We start from the raw sequence: 22,667 nt of genomic DNA, 5'->3' as shown, positions 1-22,667 counted from the left end.
TCGACCAAGCATAATAACGGAGGCATTGGCTGTGTATTTGAACTCGCCTGTAAAAAAGCTCATGGCTTATTCAGCCATTTGGGGCACCTGGATTGTCATCTCGGCAAGCGCACAGGCTGCGACTGCCACGCAAGGCACTGCACTGGTCAACCGTCTGGGCCCGGTGACTTCCGATCTGTATGTGTCGAATGCCGACGGTAGCGACGAGCACAAGCTGCTGCAAACACCGGGCTTCGATTACCACGCTTCATTTTCGAAAGATGGTCAGTGGATCGTCTTTACATCAGAGCGCGATGGCCTCGGCGAAGCCAATCTGTATCGCGTGAAAGTGGACGGCACCGGTCTTAAGAAGCTGACCGAACACATTGCCGTTGACGACGCGGCCGCCTTTTCGCCGACCGATCCCAACGTCATCGCTTTCGTCTCGTCGCGCCGCAATAAAGACTCGTTTGGCACAACCAACATCTGGACGTTGAATATCGCGACCGGCGCGTTGAAGAACGTGACCGGCGATATCAAATTCGATCCGAGCAAGCCGCACAGCTTCTTCCGTCCGACGTGGTCTCCGGATGGCAAGTGGATCGCACTGTCTTCCGATATCGGATCTCAATGGCGCGGTCACAATCTACCGGTCGGCTGGGAGCGCACACAGGAAAGCAGTATCTATATCATTCGTCCCGATGGCTCGGGCTGGAAGAAGATTGCCAGCAACCCCGGCTTTGACGAAGGTTCGCCGACCTGGTCGCCCGATGGCAAACGTGTCGCGTTTTATGAAACTCCAGTCGAATCTACTTGGGGCGCGCACCGTCCGGAGTTGATCAATAAGGTCAGCTCGCAGATCGAGTCGGTTGATCTGTCCACGCTGTCGCGGACCTCGCTGACGTCTACGGCTGGCCTCAAGGTATTCCCGCAATATATCTCGGACACCAACATCGCTTATCACGTGAAGGGTGGTGATGCGGAAGGTCTCTACACCACCGCAGGTACGGTCCGTTCGACCGTAAATACGGGTATCCGCTCGCCTCACTATTCTACTGACGGTACCAAGGTGGTCTACGAAAAGATCACGGCGCGCCCGGCGCATCCGAATGGCACGCCGATGTTCAGCTTTGACCCTGCGTGGAATTATCGTTATATCGACGTGTTCCCACAATTGTCGGCGGACCGCAAGAAGTTGGTGTACACAGAAAAAGCGATGGGTTCCTCGATTGCCATCATCAATCCGGATTTCACCGGCTATCAGCGCATTTACGATCCGGCTAACAGCGGCTTGGCTGCGGACATGATCCAGAAGGGCCTGGCAGGCGCGTTCCAGCCAACGTGGTCGCCGAATCGCGAGTGGGTGGCGTTCGGCATTGGCGACTGGTTCTTCACGCGTGGTATGGGGCCTGGCCGCATTGCACGTATCAAGGCCGACGGCAGCATGGACGGCAAGCCTGAAATTCTCACGGATGGTTCGATCAATGCGGGTTTTCCGAGCTACTCGCCGGACGGCAAGAAGATCGTATACCGCGTGTGGAGCCCGAAGGTTCAAGGGCTGCGCATTCTTGATGTGGAAACTCGTCAGTCGACGCAGCTGACGACCGAAGCGGACAACCTGCCGGGCTGGTCGCCGGATGGCAGCAAAATTGTCTTTACGCGCAAGGAAATCAACCCAACCGATCCCAATCAGTTTCATTACGACGTGTACACGATCAAACCCGATGGCACGGACGTAACCAGGCTGACCACACCTGGTGCGAACCAGGGCCACGCTGTGTGGCTGTATGACGGTCGTATTGCCTATAGCTCGGGGGTCTTTGGTTTTCGCGATGAACTCGCACTGTACGACAACACGTTCCAGCCTGACGGCCAAAACTGGGTGATGAACGCTGATGGCTCCGATCAGCACGGGATTTCCGATACGTTGTGGGAAGATTCAATGCCGCTGTACGTACCGAATCAGTAAGCCGGTTTTTGGTGAGAGGTAATAAAAGCGCCGTGCGAATGCACGGCGTTTTTTTTTACGCCAGGCATGGCGGGTTGCTCGTGAGCGCAACTCGCTTGGCTGGGATGGCCAAGTGGGTAAGTAGAAGGTGAGCCAGAATTGCCAAAGCCTGATACTTGGCAGAGACGATGTGGGATAGATCAGGCCGAACGCGCCGGTTCGCATGAGTGCAGTCGGCGACAAAGTGAACGAATGGGATAGCGCGAAAACCAAATTCGCGAAATCGTAGAGCGCTACAGCCGAACAAGTATTCAAGCCGAACAACACAACACCAAAGTGCTATTTTTAAAACGACTACTGGCGACCCACTTAAGGGTCGCCAGTAGGCTGGGTCACTGCAGCAATCGATTAAAAATGGACTTCAACCTGTAACATCGGAGTCGACGTCTTTGTGTTTACCGCTTCATCACTCGGCGTGCCGAACATGTTCTTCCAGTACTCATAACCAACGCCCGCATAGATCGTCCGCGGATGACCGGCGAATGAGCCGACGTCTGCCAACAACGAAGCGCGCGTGAGGTATTCGGTCGTCGTTTGAACGCCAAAACCATCTTTGCCTTTAGGGCCTGTGCTGCTCAAAAAACCACGGAATATCAACGGCACCGGGCCTACGCGGAACGGATAGAGCCACGAACTCTCGATGTGCCAGGCGGTGTCGTAATCCACGTCCACGCCGACAATACCGTTATGGTTGCTTTCGGTCCGCACACCCGCAGTCAGGTTCCAGAATCCACGTGGCAGTGCAAACTCGACTGTCGCACCCCAGACGAGCATACGGGCTCGCTGGGCGTAGGCATCGTTTTTAGTGCCAAACTCATAACCACCGGTCAGGCCGACGTCGCGAATCACACCCATACCGATCTGCTTGCCAAAAATCTTGCTGGCACTCGCAGTGACACGACCTACGCTATACACTTCCTGAGCCCCCCCGCTATTCGGCCCGCCGACTTCCGGGTTAGCCGAGTCCGACACGCGGTAGTCGACGTTGAACGCGTAGCTACCATACTTGAAGCCGCCGGTCGTTGTGAGGTAACCAATATCCTGCTTGATCTTGTCGGGAACACCCGGGAAGTGAAAGTTGTTGCCTACGCGATAGCCGATAAATGTGTCGTTCCACGACACGGGTGGCTGACCAACCTGCTCGTCTACCTTCGCAAGATCCGGGAAAGCGTGAGGCGCATTGGGGTGTTCTGGAGTCTGTTGGGTTGATTGAGTCTGTGGCGAAGCGGAAGTTGTGGGCGCATCAATAATTTCTTCAGCAAAACCAAACTCGCTAAAACAACAGAAGGTCGCCATGCCGAGAATCAACCTGGGCAAGTTTTTAGAACTTTTTTTCATGTTTCCATCCGTATAGATTTTGTTATTTTTATTGAACACGTGCTAGCTTTTCGTTGTGTGCCTTGTTTGAATTTGCTCTTCTGTCTCCATCGAAATTGAACTTATTTTCATCGGCCAGGCGTGGTCGTTTTCGACCCTGGATTCGGTCATGCCGAGGGCAACTAGCTGATGAAACCAGCACTGGATAGTTCTTTTACGGTGCTTGGAGGGAATACTATTGGGTGCCCAGGCGTCTGCCTTTACACAAAAGTGAGATTCGCTGGCATTTTTTGCGGGACGTTGCGAGATGGATGTCGTTCGCAGCCGCAGATGGATTCACCCACGGAGCGTGAACGGGATGCGAGACTGTGTTGAGGGTGATGAAAGGGCGGCTTCGCGACTAATACTTAAAAAGAAAACGAAGACGCTCCCTCGCGTCGCGACTTATTTTGTCCGTTGCGACTGTTCTCGAGTAGTCGCCCGGAACTGGCTAGGCGCCTCACCTACCTCCCGACGAAAAAAGCGTGTGAAGTACGCGGCATCTGAAAAGCCCAACCCAAAGGCAATCTGTTCGATGGGCATTTCGCCAAAAATCAGATTCCGTTTCGCCTCGGTAATGATGCGCGCGTGAATCAGCTTAGTCGGGCTTTGCCCTGTGGCGGCCACGCAAGCCGCGCGCAACTGCACCACAGACACGCCCATCATCGACGCGAAGTCCGGCAATGGCAGGTTTTGCCAGTAATGCTGATCAATGAGTTCACGATAGCGTTCTGCCAGACGGATCTCGTTGCTAGAGGCGCCGCCATCGTCAGGCTGATCCAGGCGGGTTCGCCGAACCAGCATCAGAAAGAGCTGGGTCAACAGGGCTTCCGCTCCCACCACATGGCCGAACGCCTTGGACTCCAGTTCCTGCGCCAGTTGCGTGATAAGGAACAAGAATTCAGTTGCCGTGTCGGCCGTTGACGGCAACGTAATCATCCGGGGCAGGGACCACAACTGGATGAACTCATGGAGGCGGGCGTAGAGCTGGGTCAGATAGGACACCTCAATTGTCACGACCCATCTGTCCACGTCGTTTTCATAATCGAGTCCATGGACACACTCTGTTGGCAGCAGCAGCACACACGGCCCCTGGAATGGGACGCTCGAACCTTCCAGGTTCATTACACCGTGGCCGCTGCGAACGAAGATAATCTGGCCGTACCCCGGATGCGCGTGAGGTTCGGTTCGCCAGCGTCCCCGCTCGGTGACGTGGCCGATGTTGACAAACCATTTCTCTTCTTCCTCGCGGCGCTCCACATATAAGCGGACCTGCGGTACCGTTGTAAGCATGACTCTGGTGTCTGACTCGCGTCGATATTTTGTTTTCGAACTGTGCGTCATGAAAGTCTCCTTGGCGAAGATCAACCTACACAGCCTTGCGCATAACGTAAACCCTGTCTCACCGGTCGGATGGCGTTAGTCGCTCGAAAGCGGCAATAGCACTGCAGATGAGCGTTGCTGTTTACCGTTCGGTTAACAACGGGTACGCAAAACTCACTGGACCGCACACCCAACCAGGTTGATGATTTTCACCGAGCCTCCATGCAGCCGTATCTCGAGGATGTAACGGGAAGCCTTGACTAACAACAATTAAAAAACAGGTCTGAGAGGAAGTGGTGGATATCATCCGCAAAGTGGTACGCCAGGAAAACCGGTGGGGCGTAGTCGTTCTGCTCGCGCTCGGATTGATGATTGCGTGGACAGACCGATCAAGCATGTCGGCCGCGATAGCGGACCCTCAATTCATCGGGGAATTTACGCTAACGCAGGTCGAAAGAGGCTGGTTGGGTTCATCTGTCTTTTGGGCGTACGGCATTTTACAACTACCCATGGGATGGCTGGTTGATCGCTATGGCGTCAAATGGCCGTACGCAATATGCTTTTTTCTCTGGTGCATGGCGGCAGCCACCACCGGCCTTGTGGATTCGCTCTGCGCACTGCTGGTAGTGCGCGTCATCATTGGTGCAGCCGAAGCAGTCGTGGTCCCGGCGACCTATCGATACATAGCAAACCGCTTCGAGGAAACGCAGAAAGGTTCTGCGTTGGCCATCTATGCGATTGGCGGCAAGATGGGGCCGGCACTGGGTGCGCCCTTGTCCGCCTGGCTTATCGCTGGCACATCCTGGAAAGTCATGTTTATCGTGATAGGCCTGGCCGGTCTGGTGTGGCTGATACCCTGGTCCTTAATGGTTCGGAACGACTTTCCAGATGGCACTGAGTTAGTCAAAAGAAAGCAATATGCGGCAACGGTGCCACTGCGCAATCTGCTCGTGAGCCCGGTGGTGTGGGGCGGGTTGATCACGAACTTCTGTTACGCCTATTTTGTCTTCTTCTGCATGACATGGATGCCTGCCTACCTCGTCGAACAACGTGGTTTGTCGTTAAAGCAAGCGGGCTTTTATACCGCACTGAGCTTTTGTGGCGTCGCGATCGCGGCTGGATTGAGCGGGTGGGCGGCTGACAGGTTGATCATGCGCGGATACGACGCGGTCATGGTGCGCAAGTCCTTCATGGTAGTGGGCTTCAGCGGTGGCATGACAACGCTGTTCGGCGCTTATGCGTCGACCGTATCGATGGCACTGATGTGGAACGTGCTTTCCTTGACGTTGGTAGGGCTGGTCACCACAAATAACCTCGCGCTGGTGAAGCTGACGCTGATCCCCAAGCAGGCCACCGGCTTGAACACCGGACTTCAACAAGTTGCGACGAGCCTCGCGGGCGGCGTGTCCGCCAGCCTGTCGGGCTGGCTGTTGCATATCGGTCACAGTTATACGCTGCCGATGATTGCGATTTTCATTTTTCTGTTTCTAGGCGCAGCCAGCACGATTGTTTTGATGAGACGCAGGTGGGCGCCGAAAATCAATGGGGCCGACGAAGCAACATTACCTATCAGCAGCACAGCCTTAAGCCGTAGCCAAGCATAGGGTCGCCTCACGCTTTTTCTATCAAATTAGAATTATAATTGCCAGTAGGAGACAGATTTCATGGGTATGGATATTCTAAGAAACATGATGCTCGGCTTACTTTTTGTCGCGTCCTGTGATGCTTTGGCTTTTGTAGAACCTAAAAGTAATAGCGAAGCATGGGTCTACTTCGGCACTCATGGAGATTACATTTATAACGCTGTCTTCAATCTTGAAAATGGCAGTTTCTCAAACATACGAAAAGCGGCAAGCGTGGTTCGGCCCACCTGGTTTGTTCAAGATCCTGGCGGTCATCACCTGTACAGCGTCAGTGAAGTTGGCAACAACGGCGATTCAAATGGCCAGGTTGTAGCGTTCAGTATGGATCAAAGGTCCGGTGTGTTAACGGAACTCAATCGCGTCGAGTCGGGCGGAAGTGGCCCTACCAACATGGTCTACAATAAATTCCAGAACAGCCTTGTTGTAGCCAATTATGGGGGCGGGCAGGTTGCGGTTTTACCCCTTTCAGCCGACGGCAAGATTCAGCCAGTGAGTTCGGTGCTCGCGGATTTCGGCAAGGGGCCAACGCCCAGGCAGACACAGGCTCATGCTCACAGCATCACGTTAGTTAAAAACAGCCACGACGTGCTGGTGCCCGACCTTGGGGCGGACAGGGTTTTTATCTACCAGTTGAAGGGCAAGTATAAACAGTTAAGCAAAGGCTCAACGCCATTTGTTCAAATGGCACCGGGCACGGGGCCGAGAGGCATCGAATTTCAAAAGGATGGACAGCACGGGTTCCTGCTATCTGAGCTCTCAGCGCAGGTACGTTGCGTGACGTGGAATCCAGAGACGAAAACGCTAAGTTATGGCGCCTCAGTTGATACGTTCCCCTCTGGGTTTACTGGACCGAAAAGCGCGTCGTCGATGAAAATTGGTCCCAATGAGAAATTCCTGTACGTCGCCGATCGAAGTACGGATACGCTGGTGGTTTATCGCATCGATCAGGGTTCCTGTCTTGAACCGATCCAGCGTATCAGCTCGGGTGGTAACTATCCGTGGCAATTGTCTATTGCTCCTGCCGGTCATTGGTTGGTCGTTGCCAACCTGAAATCCGATAATGTGACCTCTTTCAAGATCGACAATCAATCAGGCAAGCTCGCGCCGAGCGGTTTTCAGGCGATTATCCCGGAACCAGTATTTGCCCATTTTGTGAACTCGGACAAACACTAGTCAGCGTGTCGGCGCGGCCCCCTTCCTATAGGCTCGGCCCCGCCGCAATGATACGTTCATCAACTCCGCTGAACTGGGTGAAATTATTGATGAACTGTCCAGCCAGATTCCTCGCTGTGGCGTCAAATGCCTCTTTGTCCGCCCAGGTATTGCGCGGGTTGAGCAGCCGGGTCTCAACGCCCGGAACCGCCCTGGGAACCGACAGGTTAAGGCCCGGCAGATGTTCAGTCTCAACCTGTGCGAGGGCACCACTCTGAATCGCGGCGATGATTCGGCGCGTCGTCGGAATGCTGAAGCGCTCGCCAGTGCCATAGGCGCCGCCGGTCCAGCCAGTGTTGACCAGGTAGACCTGCGAGCCGAATTCCTCAATGCGTTTGACCAGCAGGTCGGCGTACTCACGCGCTGGACGCGGCAAGAACGCTGCGCCAAAACAGGTGGAGAAGGTCGACTTGATACCGCTGCCTGAACCCATTTCGGTAGAACCAACCAGCGCCGTGTAACCAGACAGGTAGTGGTACGCCGCCGCGTCCTTACTCAGGATCGATACTGGCGGCAGCACACCGGACAGGTCGCAGGTCAGGAAGATGATCGCCTGCGGTTCGCCAGCCTGGTTGTCCTTGGTACGTTTTTCGACGTGCTCCAGCGGGTAAGCGCACCGGCCATTTTCCGTCAGGCTGGTATCGGTGTAATCGGCTGTTCGGGTTTCACTCAAGACGACGTTCTCGACGAGGGCCCCGAAACGTATCGCATCCCAAATGATCGGTTCGTTCTTCTGGCTCAGGTCAATGGTCTTTGCGTAGCACCCTCCTTCCAGGTTGAACACCACATCCTTGCCCCAGCCGTGCTCGTCGTCACCGATCAGGTAGCGTTCAGGGTCTGCGGACAGCGTAGTCTTACCGGTGCCGGACAAACCAAAGAACAGTGTGGTGCTGCCATCGTCACCCACGTTGGCGGAGCAATGCATGGGCAGCACTTCATTGTGCGGCAGCAGGAAGTTCTGCACCGAGAACATCGCTTTCTTCATTTCGCCGGCGTACTGCATGCCGGCGATCAGCACTTTACGCTTGGCAAAGTTGAGGATTACACAACCTTCGCTCCTGGTACCGTCCCGCTCAGGATCGCATTGGAAACCCGCAACGTTGAGGATCTGCCACACGTCCTTGTCCTTGGGGTTATAGACCTCAGGGTGAATGAACAGGTTTTGTCCAAAGAGATTCTGCCAGGCAGTCTGTGTGGTCATGATGACCGGCAGGTAATGGTTCTGATCGGCGCCCACGTGGACCATCGAGACAAACCGCTCGCAACCGGCCAGATAGCCCTCGACGCGCTCCCAGAGCGCATCAAACCGGTCCGCATCAAAAGGACGGTTGACCTTGCCCCAATCGATTTCATCGCTTGTGCCAGGCTCTTTGACGATGAAACGGTCCTGGGGCGAACGCCCGGTGCGCTCGCCCGTGGTCACGACCAGGGCACCGGAGTCGGCTAGCTGGCCTTCACCACGCTCAATCGCTTTTTCAATCAGTCGAGCGCGGCTCGGATTGATGTGTACAGCACGTTCAGTTGTTACGGTCATTTCGGTTCCCTTGGCATGGCGCCAATGTGTCGAGCTGTCGCAGTCACGTAGTGGAAAGACCCAGCACAACCCGTTTAAAAGGCATGCCGGATGACCGCGCCCCCGCGTGCTCTCAACCGAGGTGCGTGGGGGGCGCAGTCATCCGGCACTACGCTTGGGTCTATCGTTTTATGGTTGGCTCGGCAGCGTTTAGCCCAAGCTGCCGGTCACGTCGTCGAACAGTTCGTCAACCGACATGGCACGCGGAATGATCTTCTGGTCGAGTGCCCAGTCGATCGCGGTCTGCAGCCCCTTGCGGTTGGCCTCAAGACCTAGCGGCGGGAATACCGCAGGAACACCGCCTTCAGTGAGCGTGCGGCTCTCGGCAATCATCCGGTAGATCTCTTTCACGGCCTCGGGGTGTTGCTTGGAGACCTCCTGATGAATAGCGAACATATGGTTGATTGGCACAAAGCCTTCGCGTTCGTACCAGGACTTGGCGGCGTTATGCGCATCGGGCACCAGCGTGCGTACGCGTAAATCTTTGGGCATGTCTTCGCCCAGCAGGGCTGCATCAAGCTCACCATCAAGCATCATCTGCGGGATGCTGGAACCTGCAGGCAGGCGGACGCAGTTTGCCGGGTCATGGTATTCAGCCAGGTGGCCGTCGCCGAGCGTCATCCAGGTGACCTTGTCCAGGTTGACGCCGTACTCATGGCGCAACACGCCGCGAATCCACAACGCGGTAGTCTGCGAATAGGTGCGCACGCCCACTCGCTTGCCTTCGATGTGCTTTGGGTCAAGGTGCCCGAAGTCGATGTTGAATCCGGCACAGTGGTGCTGGAAGCGCCCCGAAATCGGCGCAGGTAACAGCACGTAAGGTTTGCCGTAGGCCTTGGCCTGCAGGAACGTAACGATGGCCAGTTCACCGGCATCGAACTTGTTCTCGCGCACCATGGCCTTGAAGCCGTTGTGCGCCGGGGTAGGGCCGCAGTAGTCGAGCGTGACGAGGTCGGACTTCACGCGTCCATCCTTCATCGCCTTGGTAACCGGATAATCAGCCAGGTTTGTGCGCAGGGTCAGCGCCATGGGAATCTCCTTGGAATGTGGGGCTGGTTCAGAGTTTGACTTCGATCAGGCAAGGGCCCGGCTCTCGGGTCGAATTGGCCATGGCCCTATAGAAACCTTCAGCGGTATCCACGGCGACGCTTGGGACCCCCATGCTTTTCGCCATGGCTTGCCAATCGATGCTCGGACGGTCGATGTCGATCATCGATAGCGCGCGCTCTCCAGGCGTTCCGGCACCCATGTTGGCGTACTCGGCCTTGAGAATGGCGTAGGTGTTGTTGGCGAAGATGATCGTCGTGACGTTCAGGTTCTCGCGGGCCTGGGTCCACAGTGACTGGATTGTGTACATCGCGCTGCCATCACCGACCATACAAAACACCCGGCGGTCCGGGCAGGCCAGCGCCGCGCCGGTAGCCACAGGCGTGGCGTAGCCGATGGATCCGCCCATGTTATTGATGAGGTCGTGCGGCTGCGCCCCGATGGTCAGCCCGATGGACTCGCGGCCCGTGGTCAGCGACTCGTCCACCAGGATGCAATGCTCGGGCATGGCAGCTGCCAGTGCGTGGGCAATGCTAGTGGGGTTGAGTGCGCCGGTTGGAACTGCAGTCTGGATACGCGGCTGGAGCATCGCGGACACATGGGTGGCCCCCAGCGCATGCAGCAACATGTCAAAAGCGAGTTCGCTGTCCTCGTCCGCCTCGACGAGTTCATGCACCGTCGTGCCTTCGGCCTTGAGTAGGCTCGGCTTGTCCGGGTAGGCAAAGAATGCCACCGGCTCCCGGGTCTCGACCGTGATGATGTGCTTGAAGTCCTTGAGGTAGGCCATGGCCTGCGGAACTGCGTAAGGAATGCGCGAGATGGGTACGAAACCTGCGCCTCGCTCGATACGTGCGGTGAAGAACTGCGAGCCCAATTGAGCCCCGGTGGCTGCGGCTACACGCCCGGCCTTCTCCAGCGCCCCGCCGCGTGTAGCCTTGTTGGCGAGGATGATCAGTGTTGGCTCACCGCGGCGCAGTACGCGAGCGACATGCTCGACGCGCTCGACGCTCGGTGTCTTGCGCCTGGCTGCCGCAGATGGCGGTAGCACGGGGGCTGCGCCGGCCTGCTGCCACGACACGTCGCCAGGCAGGATCAAGGTGGCGATCTGTCCGGGATGCTCACTGGCCTTGGCCACCGCCTGGGCGGTGTCCCAGGCGATGGAGTCGGCAGATTCCGCGCGGCGCACCCAGTGACTCAGCGGGCGCGCCAGGCCTTCGATATCGGAGGTCAGCGGCGGGTCGTACTTGAGGTGTGACGCGGAATGCTCGCCAATGATGTTAACCATGCCCGATGAGGCACGCTTGGCGTTGTGGATGTTGGCAAGGCCATTCGCCAGGCCAGGCCCCAAATGCAATAGCGTCGAGGCTGGCTTGTCCTTCATCCGGTACCAGCCGTCGGCAGCGCCAGTGGCGACACCTTCGAACAGGCACAGCACGCTGCGCATTTGCGGGTTGCCCCCCAGTGCCGCAAGAAAATGCATCTCCGAGGTGCCCGGGTTGGCAAAGCAAATGTCCACGTCCTGATCGATCAGGGTCGCGACGAGACTTTCTGCGCCGTTCATCGCATCAGTACCCCGCCAGTTCGCGAGCCTGGCCAACCACACCGTAAGAGCGTTTTGGTGCCGACAGCAGCACGCGGTAGCCCTCGTCTAACAGGCGACGATGGTTGTTAGCGGTCACATGCGGATTGCCGACGATCACGTCGTGCTTGCGGCAGGTCTCGACGATACGGCGCATCGCGTCCTGGACTTGCGGATGCTCATACTGGCGTGGGAAGCCCAGTTCCTGACTGAGGTCGCCTTCGCCGATCAAGATGAAACCGATGCCCGGTACGTTGGCGAGAATATCGTCCAGGTTCTCGATGGCCTGGGTGCTCTCGCACATCAGGCCCACCAGGATTTCACCCTGGGGCGCCAGAGGCCAGACGTCGGCCTTCTCGTAGTACTCGCCCATGGTCAGGCCCCAATAGCGCGCGGCGTTGGCCGGGCCGTCGCCGCGCACGCCCTTGGGCTCGTAGAGCGCCGCGCCTTTGGGGCGGGCATAACGGCAGGAGGCTACCGCGTTGTAGGCCTGCTCGACGGTGGCCACGTGCGGCCAGATCACGCCATAGCAGCCGCGATCCAATACCTGCTTGGCGAAGGTCTGGTTCATCTCGATGCCGTTGGCCGGGATGCGAGCGATCGGCGTCACCCGTGGCGCTACCGAGCCCGATTCGGCGATCTGTTTGCGGTTCAGCATGTATTGCAATGAGTCGCCCAAGGCGCTGACATCGTACGGGTTGTGCTCCATCTCGTAGACGATGCCGTCGTACGGGGAGTCGCTCATCTCTATGGCGGTCTGTTTGTCCAGCTTGGCGAAGGCCATGTAGGCTGGCTTGCCTGACTCGAGGGCGCCGATGATGCTGTTGAGACGTGTGTTGCTCATGTTCACTTCCTCATGAAATGGAGTCAGCCTCAGCGCAAGGCCGGGTACAGCGTTTGCGCGGTCTTGCCGAAGATCCAGGTGCGCTCTTCGTCGGTGAGGCAGGCCAGGCCTTTCTCGGCAATCGCCAGAATTTCCTTGAGGGTGCCGGGCGAGGTAGGGAAATTGGAGCCCCAGGCCAGGTGCTGTGCACCGAACGCTTCAACGACCAGGGGGAAGAAGGTCTCGGCGCTGGCCTTGTCCTTTTCCACATCGGCGAAGATGCGCGGTGTCAGCTTCAAGTAGATGTTGGGCAGGTCGGCGAGCGCGAACAGGCTGGCGGCGTTGGCGTAGGGTGGGCCGTCGAGTACGTCCGGGCGGCCGAGGTGATCGAGGATGATGTTTACCCCGGGGAATTTCTCGGCCAGCATGCGCACATAAGGCAAGCCGGTCGGGCCAGTCTGGATGCACATCGGCAGGTTCAGTTGCGCGAGCATTTCCCAGGCCTTGAAAGACTTGGGGTTATCGAGCTCGCTGGGGTCAAAGTCTTTGGTCGAGCCGCCGGTGAAGATGCGCAGGCCGGCGAGGCCCTTGTTGACCCAGGTTTTGATGACCGCGGGCACATCGTCGGCCAGCATATCCACTGAGCCAACGGCGACGAGCCGATCCTTGTACTGGTTGCAGCCGTCGACAACGTAGCTATTGTCGAACCCGTAGGTCGTCGATGAGTGCACGACGGCGGCTTTGGCGACGCCTGCCTCGTCCATGGCTTGGACCAGTGTTTGGACGGTGCTCGGTCGCTCTTGCGACCAGTCCGAACGCTTGCCGAACAGCGGTGCGGGCGGGTAGCGATTCTCGTCGTCAGAGATGATGTGCGGGTGGATATCGATGATGTTCATGGTCTGCCCTTGCCTTATTTGCCTTTGGCCTTCAGATGCTTGTCGAGACGCGGATAGACGCGCCTTACGTTGCCTTCGAAGATGGCGTGACGGTCGGCATCGGAAAGCGCCGTACAGGCATCCAGGTAACGCTTGGTATCGTCAAAGTACTGATCGGTGTCCGGGTCCCTGCCGCGTACGGCGCCGACCATTTCCGAGCCGAACAGGACGTTGCTGGTGGGCACGACTTTGGTCAGCAACTCGACGCCTGGGTGGTGGTAGACGCAGGTGTCGAAGAACACGTTGTCCAGCAGACCTTCCAGTGGGCGCTTGGCCATCTCCAGCGACATGCCGCGGTAGCGACCCCAGTGGTAGGGCACGGCGCCGCCGCCATGGGGAATGACCAGGCGCAGGGTGGGGAAGTCCTTGAACAGGTCACTTTGCAGCAGTTGCATGAAAACCGAGGTGTCGGCATTCAGATAATGCGCACCGGTACCGTGGTGGCAGGGGTTGCACGAGGCTGCGACGTGGACCATGGCAGGTACGTCCAGGTCGCACATTGCCTCGTAAAGTGGGTACCACTCGCGGTCGGTAATAGGCGTGCCGGTCCAGTAGCCGCCGCTCGGATCAGGGTTCAGGTTGCAGCCCACGAAACCCATCTCCTCGACACAGCGACGCAGTTCGGCAATGGAGTTCTTCGGCGGCGCCAGTGGCGACTGTGGGAGCTGGCAGACCGGCACGAAGTTGTCAGGGTAGATGTCGCAGACCCGGCGCACGAGATCGTTGGAGATTTCAGCCCATTCCAGGCTGGTGCGTTCGTTGCCCAGGTGGTGGCTCATCAAGCCGGCGATCGGCGAGAACAGTGTAAGGTCGCCGCCGCGTTCTTTCTGCAGGCGCAACTGACCGTTACCGACACCTTCGCGGATCTGCTCGTCGGTCACCCGGGCGCCAGACAGTGGCGGGGCGTTGAGCGGGTCGTCGGCGAACTCGATTTGTTTGGCGCGCCAGTCACGGAACGAAGCGGGTACGGTCGTGAAATGACCGTGGCAATCAATAATCATAATCTGCTCCGGCAAATTCAGGCTTGGGGATCTACGAACAGCTCGTCCATGGACATGCGACGCGGTGTCAGGCCCTGCGCGAATGCTGTCGATTCCAGCGCCTCGATGGTCTTGCGGTTGGCTTCGATGCCGTAAGGCAGCGGGTCGTGGCCGACGACTTTGCGCAGTTCGAGATACTTTTTATCGGTCTCGCTGGTGGCATCGCCGCTATCAAGCCGGGCGAGGTAGTCCTGTTTGGCTTTCTCGAAGGCGTTATAAATGGACTTGGCTACCCACGGGTGTTCGGCAAGAATCGAGTCTTTGACGACGATGGTGCCGTGCATTGGGTAGACGCCGGTACGGGCGTAGTACTCGGCTTCGATCTCTGCGGCATTCGGGAAGAGATCGGGATAGTTGGCCTCGACTTCCTTCCAGCCGTCTGTAGGGTTGCCTGTGCGGCCGATACCGGCGGCGGCGCCAAACCCTGCAGCCAGTTCGCCGTCAGCCATCATGTCGGCCAGTGGGCGAGTGGCGTGGATAACGTTGGATGGCAGCTTGAGCTGCGTCACATGCTCTTCGTCGTCGACGACCCAGGTGACCTTGCTCGAGTCGAGGCCGAACTCGTCCATCAGCACCTGACGGGTCCACACGCCAGTAGTCACCGAGTAGGCACGCACGCCGACTTTCTTGCCTTCAAGATCCTTCGGTGCCTTGATACCGGCATCCGGACGGACCAGCAGCCCTGAATGGTGGAAGCGACGCACGACGAAAATCGGCAAGGCTACGAAGGGAGCACCGTAGGCGCGAGCGATAATGTAGGTGGTCGGGGCAATTTCGCAGACATCGAATTCGACATCGCGGACCATGCGACGGAAAGCGGCGATTTGTGGTTTGACTGTGACGAATTCGGCATCCACGCCTTCGATCTTGATGGCGCCGCTGCGAATCGCCGCGGTGTGTGGGTGGTCGGCGATAGCAATCTTGAGATGAACTGACATTGATCTTTCCTGAGTGGTGATTTTTGTCAAACGACTACTTGCAGGTGTGCACTTGAGCCGCTGCATTGAGTAGCGCCAAGGTCTCTGCGGGCCTTGAGGTGCAACAGGGCATCCACCGGGTTTTATTTCATCGCTATCTGGTTGGCCGGTGGGCGCGTTCGTATGGTGCTCGCGAGTTGCTCACCGGTCGATTGAGTAAAAATGGGTTAGGCTTAACGAAATGGTAAAGCTACTGAGGAGCACCGCATGGCAGAGTTCGACTGGTACCTGCAGGTCAACCTGAAGGCGCGGCACCTGCGCCTGCTGGTGGCGATCGACACGTACCGCAACTTGACCCAGGTGGCCGAGGTCACTCATGTGACCGTGCCTGCCGTGTCGAAGTCGTTGACCGAACTCGAGCGAGGCCTTGGGCTCGCTTTGTTTTCACGCACCGCGCAGGGCTTGATGCCCACCCCCTATGGCGACTGCCTGATTCGGCACGCGCGATCTATGTTGACGGTCCTGCATGACGCCCGCGACCAGCTCAAGGCCTTGAGTTCGGGGGCTGAGGGCAAGATCCGCATTGGCATGCTACCTGCCTCGGCCTCGGTGCTGCTGCCCCAAGCGCTGAGCCTGCTCAAGCAACGCTCGCCCAGCACCAATGTGACGATCATCGAGGGTACGATTGAGGTGCTGCTGCCCGAGCTCTGGCAGGGCCGTCTCGACTTGGTGGTAGGCCGCTTGCCGCCCCCGGGCACACTCGGTAGCTTCGAGGAGCAGGAATTGCTCGAGGAACCGGTGGTACTCATGACAGGCCTGCATCATCCATTGGCTCGCAAGAAAACAGTGGAGTGGTCGGATCTGAGTTCTTACTCCTGGATATTGCCGCCGCCCGGCTCGCTATTACGCGATCCGCTGGAGCGGGTGCTGGAAGCCAATGACGTACCGCTGAGCAGCAACTACATCGAGACGCTCTCGATTCACGTCGTCCGCGCGCAACTGCGTGTCTCTGATTCCATTGCGATAATGGCGGTGTCGATCGCCAGTGATCCCGTGCAGCCACTGCATGTGTTGCCATTGAGCCTGCCTCGATTGGTTCGTCCGGTTGGCGTGCTGTGGAATCGCAGCCGTGGTCTGACACCCAGTGCTCAACTGATGGTCCTGTGCCTGGAAGAGGCTGCCGGGCATCAGTCGGCGCGACTGAGGGGCATTTCACACGCGTAGTCGCGCTGTGCCAAATCCGAGCGACGGCCCCCTAATCAGGTTTTAACGTGGGCATCCACCGCTGCCATGGGTTAACCATTCGCTTAAACCATGGGTGGCTTTTCTCAATGGACCCTTGGGGGGCGCCCCGACACTATCTCGGCACGCCTTCTCAGCGTGTACCAGCCCCCCTAATGACATACCTGAAAAGGATGCCCCATGAGCGTCGTATCTTCTTTCGTCCCCCACGGGCAGCACTTCATCGCGGGTGCGCAGATTGCAACGCAAGCACAGTTCAGTTCTGCCCCGACCCACGGCCCCGCGCACTCCTTCTCGGTGGGTACGCCCGCTCTTGTAGATCAGGCTTGCCGTGCCGCCGAAGAGGCTTTCTGCTCCTTCGGCTACAGCTCTCGTGAGGACCGCGCGGTCTTTTTGGAGGCCATTGCGGATGAAATCGAGGCGCGAGCAGAAGCCATTACGGAGATCGGAAGCCAGGAAACCGGTTTACCTGTGGCCCGGCTGATTGGCGAGCGCGGACGAACAGTGATGCAACTGCGTTTGTTTGCAGCCCATATCCGTCAAGGTGACTACCTGGACCGGCGCAACGATACCGACCTGACTAACCCTCAATCCGCGTCGAGTCCCAAGCTGCGCTTGATGCAGCGACCAATTGGCCCGGTCGCGGTATTCGGTGCCTCGAACTTCCCGCTGGCGTTCTCGGTGGCAGGGGGCGATACCGCTTCGGCCCTGGCCGCAGGGTGCCCCGTCGTGGTCAAGGGGCATTCCGCGCATCCCGGCACTTGCGAAATCGTCGCGCAAGCGGTAGTTGCCGCCATTACTCGCTGCGGTATCCATCCAGGCGTCTTCTCGCTGGTTCAAGGCGGGCGGCGCGACGTGGGCGAAGCGCTTGTCCAGCACCCATTGATCCGCGCCGTGGGGTTCACCGGCTCGTTTGGCGGGGGCCGTGCGCTGTTCGACCTGTGCATGGCGCGTCCCGATCCGATCCCGTTTTTCGGTGAGCTGGGATCGGTCAATCCGATGTTTTTGCTGCCTGCCGCTCTTGCTGCGCGCAGTAAGGAAATCGGTGCGCACTGGGCCGCTTCGCTAACCATGGGCGCGGGGCAGTTCTGCACCAATCCTGGCATCGCCGTGGTGATGTGTGGCGCTGACGGCGTCGACTTTGCCGAAGCCGCCCAATCTGCCCTGAGCCAAACCCAGTCGCAGCCAATGCTCACCGCCGGCATTGCGGCGGCCTACCGCAGCGCACGCGACCGCATTGCCGCACAAGCCAGTGTGCGGTCGCTACTGACTTCGTCCTGCGACCTGCGTGACGCCACGCCTGACCTCTTCTGCGTGACCGCCCGGGAATGGCTGGGCAATCACATGCTAGCCGAAGAGGTTTTCGGTCCGCTGGGCATGATCGTTACAGTGCAAAGCCTCGCAGAAATGCGTGAAGTCGCCACGTCGCTCACCGGGCAATTGACCGCCACTCTTCACATGGATGAGGCCGATTGCGCGATAGCCAAAGGCTTGCTGCCGATCCTTGAGCGCAAGGCCGGGCGTTTACTAGTCAATGGGTACCCCACTGGCGTGGAGGTCTGCGATGCAATGGTCCATGGTGGTCCTTACCCAGCGTCCACGAACTTTGGCGCCACCTCGGTCGGCACGCTTTCCATTCGACGCTGGTTGCGTCCCGTTTGTTACCAGAACCTCCCTGAAAGCGTATTGCCGAAGGATCTGCAGTAACACCGACAAAAGAAGCCTATGCCCGCATTTGGCATTCCCTGGATGATCAGGGAATGTCGAGTGCGGGCCTTTGGAGTGAACGATGTGTGGAGGATCACTCAGCCTGCGTCCATTGATGGGCGGGTGCGCTTGGCTTTGGTCGAGGGTGCTGTAGCGGCGAGGCCCGTGAGAAGATGCTCAGCGGCCCCTTGTAGGCACGAAACCATGAGTTGCGCACTAGGTGTCAGGCCACGGTTGCGGTTCCACAATACGCCGGTCGGGCGCAGTAGCCTGGGGAGGCTTAATGGGAGTTTATGGAAAGGTTGTACAGGGTCATTGGCCAGTGACTCGGCCATGACCGCGATGAAATCCGATACTTGAAGATGTGCGCGCACAACGTGAATCGAGAGCGTCTCGATATAGTTGTTGCTCAATGGTACATCATTGGCTTCGAGTGCCCGCTCCAGCGGATCGCGCAGAATCGAGCCCGGTGGCGGCAATATCCAGGGGTAGGCGCAAACGTCCGACCATTCCAAGGTCTCCCTTCGAGCAAGCGGATGGTGACGGCCGGTCATTAGCACTACCGGCTCTTCGAGCAGTTCTTTTTCCTCGAAACTGCCGAGCGTATCCGGGGGCGGCAAACGACCTACTACCAAATCGAGACGGCCCTGCCAGAGGTCCGGCAGCAGCGACTCTGTGGTGCCTTCGATTACCGTCACATTGGTACCCGGCGATTGCTGCTTGAGGAAACTCAGCGCCTGCGGCACCAGCACCGAAGCGGAAGCAGGTAACATGCCGATGCGCACCTTGCCTTCGGCTCCCGAGCTCAGGGCCTTCAGTTCATCGCGGGCCTGGTGCAGGATCCCCAACATTGTTCGCGCATGGCGAATGAGACAGTCGCCATACGGCGTGGGCATCAAGCCCCGTGTGGTGCGTGAAAACAAAACCAGCCCGAGCCCACGCTCCAGTTCCGCCAGTGATTTGGACACGGCAGGCACGGTTACATGAGTGACCTCCGCCACTTGAGTCAGATTGCGGTATGTGTCGATCGCCACGAGCAGGCGCAAGTGCCGTGCCTTCAGGTTGATCTGCAAATACCAGTCGAGATGTTTCACATTGTGTGCCTCAGCCGTTTTTAGCGTTCTTCAAGTTGGGTATGAATGGGTCCGACAGGGGCCGCCAGTTTTTTTCAGCTAGAGGACATGACCAGCGAAGTGTTGAGCGCCGGAAACGGACTGCTCAATCTTTACGGTGTCCCAAAAGACGAATTTCGGCTACGCCTGGAAGAGTACCGAGCGGTTGAAGGTGTTGGTGGCGATGCTTGGGCTGCTTGCTCTTTTTCCTGGCGCTTTCCTTAAAGGGGACGCGCTAGAATTTTGCGCGCGTATCGCTGGCGTATCCATTGAGAAAAAAGTTAATGCGTTTGAGGGAATGGTTAAGGGTATGCGTCTGGACATCACGTCCTATGTGATTAAACCGGCTGCCACTTATGCGCAAGCAACTGCTCGATTTCACTTGCCCGCAGCGTCGGCCGCTGCTTAGCGATCCGACGAAGAGCCAGTTCTTGCGCGCAAGAGCTCACGGTCGTATCCGGTTCTCGGCCTAGTTGTTGTCAATGGGGACGGCGCCGTCATCAAGGGCAGGCAAACGCTTTTTGCAAGGCAAGCATGGCGAGCGATGCGCCATCGTAACCCCGTGAGTCGGGATGCTCCTGTAGATAGTTCACGACAATCCGAGCACTTTGAACATTTGCGATTCCGCGGGGGAAGCAGGTGTGCTGGGTTTTAGGTAGATAATCATTTAGCTGAATCAGCGTGCTGCCCACGCCGTTTACTATGCCTAGGCAATAACCGCTTTGGGCGCTGACTTCATTGTTATTCTGGACTGGGGCGATCGCTTGCTTGCAAGCAGACAGCAGCTCGTTCCCATCGCCTGCCAAGGAGTCAGCTGCCGGTGATGCCGCAAGCGCTATTGTCAGGGCGGTGGTAATGATCATTTTCATGCGTCCTGCAGGTCCATGCCATGGGTGCTTGTATTTGAATCTCAAGGATCCTTGAGAGCCAACTGAACGGATCGCTGTTTTAAGCAGGGCTAACCTGCTTATCCTCACGCACATTAAAAACCACTTTCACGCATGAACACCGAAGCCAAATGGATAGCCACATCAGCAAGGTAGCTTCGCTGCTGGCCTCTGATTTTTACATGGCCGCGGGTTTCATGGCGCAGGCTCGCGGCGTTGTCGAACCGGATGCCGACTTGAAATACCGGCGCAACGGGTATCAGGCTCTTTTCCGATGTTGTTGTCGGAATGGGCCCACCAAAGCGTGAAGCCAGCATACGGTAAGGGAGTTGGCTGACCCGGGTGGTGCTGATCGAGAAGACTGTGCCGCTGATGAAGGTCGGTTGGCCCTCTGGATAGAAGTGCACAGAGTCACCCACTGCGATTCGTTGAATCTGATCTTGGGCCACGTAGGCGTCCACCTGCCACCGCACCGGATCTATCAGAACGCCCAACGATTCTTGTGTGCTGACCCACTGCCCAGGTTGAAGGTCAGGATTTGTATCCAGCCACACGCCATCGAAGGGGGCCTGTAGGGTCAGCCGCGTTATTTCGGAACGCGCTGCGCGCGCTTCCTCAAATTGCACGATCATGCGCTGGCGTGTCGCAGTCTGTTCGGCGTAGCCGGTGGGGTCGGCAATCAACCCGGACAGTCGCGCTTCGTAACTGCGCGCATTGGCATTGCTGCTGGCGATTCGCGCGGCAATGTCGGGGTCGTCAAGCGTGACCAAGGCGTCGCCGGCCCGCACGGCACCCTTGGCCTTGATCGATTGCATACGTGCGGGGGCGGGGGCAAATACGCGTAATTGGCGCTCGGCATGGGCGACGCCGTAGGCATCGATTTCGCTGTGCCAGGGTATGGCCAGCAATACCAGTGCGTTTGCCAGCACGGCGCCCAACAGTAGGCGGCGTCGGCTGGGTACCTTGGCGCGATGTTTCCACCAATGCTTGATTTCCCGTATCACCGGCATCGCGATGAACCAGGATAGCTCCACGGCAAAGAGCACGATGCCCAGCAGCTTGAAGAAAAATAGGTAAACCGCGTAGGCGATCCCCAGGAACAAGACCAGGCGATACAGCCAAGTGATGATGGCGAACGTGATCAGCATGCCCCGCCGCTCAGGGCTGAATGACTCGGGCCACGGCTCGCGCAAACCCAGCAGTGAACGGCGGATGGCCACGCGGGCCAGGGCTGAAGCACGTTCGAGCAGGTTAGGGAAGTCCAGCAGGTCCGAGAGGATGAAATAGCCATCGAAGCGCATGAACGGGCTGGCATTGAGTGCCAGCGACAGTGCCCAGCTGGTCGTTGCCAGGTAAAGTAGGGCGTTACGCAGGGCGCCTGGCTCACTCAGTGCCCAGCCCAAGGTGGCCAATGCGGTCGTTAGCGAAATTTTCCGGATGCTACCTCATGGCAGCATTTCTTCTATGAGTGACAGTGAGCTCGGGGATGAATTTGCATCTCGCGCGAAGTCCGGTGAAATAAAGGCTGCGCTCATAGCCTGCTTTTATGCATTTTCGTTCGCAGCGCGTCCGGATATGCTAGCAAACAAGGGTATTGCATTACTTCGAGAATACGACGATCTGTTCGAGATCGGCCCGTATAAATTGGGGTTGATACCAACTGCTGCGGAATGTCCCCGCCATCGAGCAAGCGGGTGGGTGGCAATTTGATTGCGGATGGGGTATCAAAGGGGAACTGGCGTGTGGCCGGATAATTTAGGTATCTTGAATGCAGGCTCCAACTGACAATCTTTACAAATTTATGGCTATCGCGGGCCTGGTTTGTTCTTTGTTTTTCTATTTCGATTATCACAAGCGATATGATGCTCTAATCGAGACTATTAATCTCCGTAAAATGGAAGCTGTGATTATCTCTGCCAAAGTCGAGGCAATTCAGGGTAAGCAGGATCTCCTAAAAGAACGGATGGCTGAGGCGGAAAAAAATAAAGAAAAATTGGAGGCTTGGCTGGAACTTCGCAAGTCTTGGGAAAACAGTCAACCTTTAATAGATGAGGTGAGTCTGCTACAGGCTCAAAATGTGCAAAATGTTGAGTTTGTGAAGGAGTCAATTGCAGAGCTTGATTATCTGCTGTGCCTTTATAAATGGCTGGGGATTCCGTCGTTGCTGCTTAGTGTCATAGGAATGATATTGTGGTATGTAATGACTCAAAGATTTCTGGATATTAAAGAGAGGAAAGTTTAGTCGTAACTTAAATGATAAATATCAGTGAGGTCATTTAGACCG

18 protein-coding genes and 1 pseudogene are annotated in these 22,667 nt (G+C 57.5%); 6 read left to right on the top strand and 13 right to left on the bottom strand.

Annotation, left to right across the window (positions count from 1 at the left end; translation table 11 throughout):
* Positions 1 to 31 precede the first annotated feature (31 nt).
* Positions 32 to 1,948 carry a TolB-like translocation protein gene (locus tag L9B60_RS01610; RefSeq protein ID WP_249675505.1) on the top strand — a complete coding sequence of 639 codons (1,917 nt, stop codon included), beginning with the start codon at positions 32 to 34 and terminating at the stop codon, positions 1,946 to 1,948.
* Positions 1,949 to 2,335: 387 nt separating this feature from the next.
* Here L9B60_RS01610 and L9B60_RS01605 read toward each other — a convergent pair whose 3' ends face one another.
* Together L9B60_RS01605 and L9B60_RS01600 are read right to left on the bottom strand one after the other, a co-directional pair.
* Positions 2,336 to 3,325, bottom strand: a complete 990-nt coding sequence (locus L9B60_RS01605; protein WP_249675502.1) for a hypothetical protein — start codon at positions 3,323 to 3,325, stop codon at positions 2,336 to 2,338.
* 423 nt (positions 3,326 to 3,748) lie between these two features.
* A complete protein-coding gene (locus L9B60_RS01600) occupies positions 3,749 to 4,687 on the bottom strand; it encodes a helix-turn-helix domain-containing protein (protein WP_249675500.1) in 939 nt (312 codons plus the stop codon).
* A 275-nt stretch (positions 4,688 to 4,962) separates the two neighbouring features.
* Between L9B60_RS01600 and L9B60_RS01595 the strand changes: the two genes are divergently transcribed.
* Together L9B60_RS01595 and L9B60_RS01590 are read left to right on the top strand one after the other, a co-directional pair.
* Positions 4,963 to 6,270 (top strand): MFS transporter, encoded by a 1,308-nt coding sequence (locus L9B60_RS01595; protein ID WP_249675498.1) that lies wholly within the window; start codon positions 4,963 to 4,965, stop codon positions 6,268 to 6,270.
* Between the two features lie 60 nt (positions 6,271 to 6,330).
* The gene (locus L9B60_RS01590) at positions 6,331 to 7,482 is read left to right on the top strand and encodes a lactonase family protein (RefSeq protein ID WP_249675496.1); all 1,152 of its coding nucleotides are present in this window, start codon (positions 6,331 to 6,333) and stop codon (positions 7,480 to 7,482) included.
* A 25-nt stretch (positions 7,483 to 7,507) separates the two neighbouring features.
* Here L9B60_RS01590 and L9B60_RS01585 read toward each other — a convergent pair whose 3' ends face one another.
* The 7 genes from L9B60_RS01585 to L9B60_RS01555 all read right to left on the bottom strand — a co-directional run bounded on the left by L9B60_RS01585 (position 7,508) and on the right by L9B60_RS01555 (position 15,456).
* A complete protein-coding gene (locus L9B60_RS01585) occupies positions 7,508 to 9,055 on the bottom strand; it encodes a phosphoenolpyruvate carboxykinase (protein WP_249675493.1) in 1,548 nt (515 codons plus the stop codon).
* 189 nt (positions 9,056 to 9,244) lie between these two features.
* The gene (locus L9B60_RS01580) at positions 9,245 to 10,123 is read right to left on the bottom strand and encodes a substrate-binding domain-containing protein (RefSeq protein ID WP_249675490.1); all 879 of its coding nucleotides are present in this window, start codon (positions 10,121 to 10,123) and stop codon (positions 9,245 to 9,247) included.
* A gap of 28 nt (positions 10,124 to 10,151) precedes the next feature.
* Complete coding sequence (locus L9B60_RS01575) at positions 10,152 to 11,702, bottom strand: acetolactate synthase large subunit (RefSeq protein ID WP_249675487.1); 1,551 nt, start codon at positions 11,700 to 11,702, stop codon at positions 10,152 to 10,154.
* A 4-nt stretch (positions 11,703 to 11,706) separates the two neighbouring features.
* Positions 11,707 to 12,564, bottom strand: coding sequence for an HpcH/HpaI aldolase family protein (locus L9B60_RS01570; protein WP_249675485.1), 858 nt, complete (start codon positions 12,562 to 12,564; stop codon positions 11,707 to 11,709).
* Positions 12,565 to 12,593: 29 nt separating this feature from the next.
* Positions 12,594 to 13,439: an amidohydrolase family protein gene (locus tag L9B60_RS01565; protein ID WP_249675483.1), complete on the bottom strand. Its 846-nt coding sequence runs from the start codon at positions 13,437 to 13,439 to the stop codon at positions 12,594 to 12,596.
* Between the two features lie 14 nt (positions 13,440 to 13,453).
* Positions 13,454 to 14,479, bottom strand: a complete 1,026-nt coding sequence (locus L9B60_RS01560; protein ID WP_249675480.1) for an amidohydrolase family protein — start codon at positions 14,477 to 14,479, stop codon at positions 13,454 to 13,456.
* Positions 14,480 to 14,496: 17 nt separating this feature from the next.
* A complete protein-coding gene (locus L9B60_RS01555) occupies positions 14,497 to 15,456 on the bottom strand; it encodes an ABC transporter substrate-binding protein (RefSeq protein WP_249675478.1) in 960 nt (319 codons plus the stop codon).
* A gap of 246 nt (positions 15,457 to 15,702) precedes the next feature.
* Here L9B60_RS01555 and L9B60_RS01550 point away from each other — a divergent pair, with 246 nt between their 5' ends.
* Together L9B60_RS01550 and L9B60_RS01545 are read left to right on the top strand one after the other, a co-directional pair.
* The gene (locus tag L9B60_RS01550) at positions 15,703 to 16,659 is read left to right on the top strand and encodes a LysR substrate-binding domain-containing protein (RefSeq protein WP_249675475.1); all 957 of its coding nucleotides are present in this window, start codon (positions 15,703 to 15,705) and stop codon (positions 16,657 to 16,659) included.
* Between the two features lie 198 nt (positions 16,660 to 16,857).
* Positions 16,858 to 18,384, top strand: a complete 1,527-nt coding sequence (locus L9B60_RS01545) for an aldehyde dehydrogenase (NADP(+)) (protein ID WP_249675474.1) — start codon at positions 16,858 to 16,860, stop codon at positions 18,382 to 18,384.
* Positions 18,385 to 18,482: 98 nt separating this feature from the next.
* Here L9B60_RS01545 and L9B60_RS01540 read toward each other — a convergent pair whose 3' ends face one another.
* From L9B60_RS01540 to L9B60_RS01530, 4 genes and pseudogenes are all read right to left on the bottom strand, one after another.
* The gene (locus L9B60_RS01540; RefSeq protein WP_249675471.1) at positions 18,483 to 19,478 is read right to left on the bottom strand and encodes a LysR substrate-binding domain-containing protein; all 996 of its coding nucleotides are present in this window, start codon (positions 19,476 to 19,478) and stop codon (positions 18,483 to 18,485) included.
* A 356-nt stretch (positions 19,479 to 19,834) separates the two neighbouring features.
* A pseudogene (locus tag L9B60_RS30595) lies at positions 19,835 to 20,001 on the bottom strand (IS66 family transposase); the annotation flags it as partial.
* On the bottom strand, positions 19,997 to 20,359 hold the full coding sequence (locus L9B60_RS01535) for a Rap1a/Tai family immunity protein (protein WP_249675467.1): 363 nt from the start codon (positions 20,357 to 20,359) through the stop codon (positions 19,997 to 19,999). The gene L9B60_RS01535 and the pseudogene L9B60_RS30595, both read right to left, overlap by 5 nt.
* 119 nt (positions 20,360 to 20,478) lie before the next feature.
* The gene (locus L9B60_RS01530) at positions 20,479 to 21,795 is read right to left on the bottom strand and encodes an efflux RND transporter periplasmic adaptor subunit (RefSeq protein WP_249675465.1); all 1,317 of its coding nucleotides are present in this window, start codon (positions 21,793 to 21,795) and stop codon (positions 20,479 to 20,481) included.
* A 356-nt stretch (positions 21,796 to 22,151) separates the two neighbouring features.
* Here L9B60_RS01530 and L9B60_RS01525 point away from each other — a divergent pair, with 356 nt between their 5' ends.
* A complete protein-coding gene (locus L9B60_RS01525) occupies positions 22,152 to 22,625 on the top strand; it encodes a hypothetical protein (RefSeq protein ID WP_249675463.1) in 474 nt (157 codons plus the stop codon).
* Positions 22,626 to 22,667: the final 42 nt, after the last annotated feature.

Source organism: Pseudomonas abieticivorans (assembly GCF_023509015.1).
GTDB classification, from domain to species: domain Bacteria; phylum Pseudomonadota; class Gammaproteobacteria; order Pseudomonadales; family Pseudomonadaceae; genus Aquipseudomonas; species Aquipseudomonas abieticivorans.
This window is presented reverse-complemented; position numbering and strand designations above follow the sequence as displayed.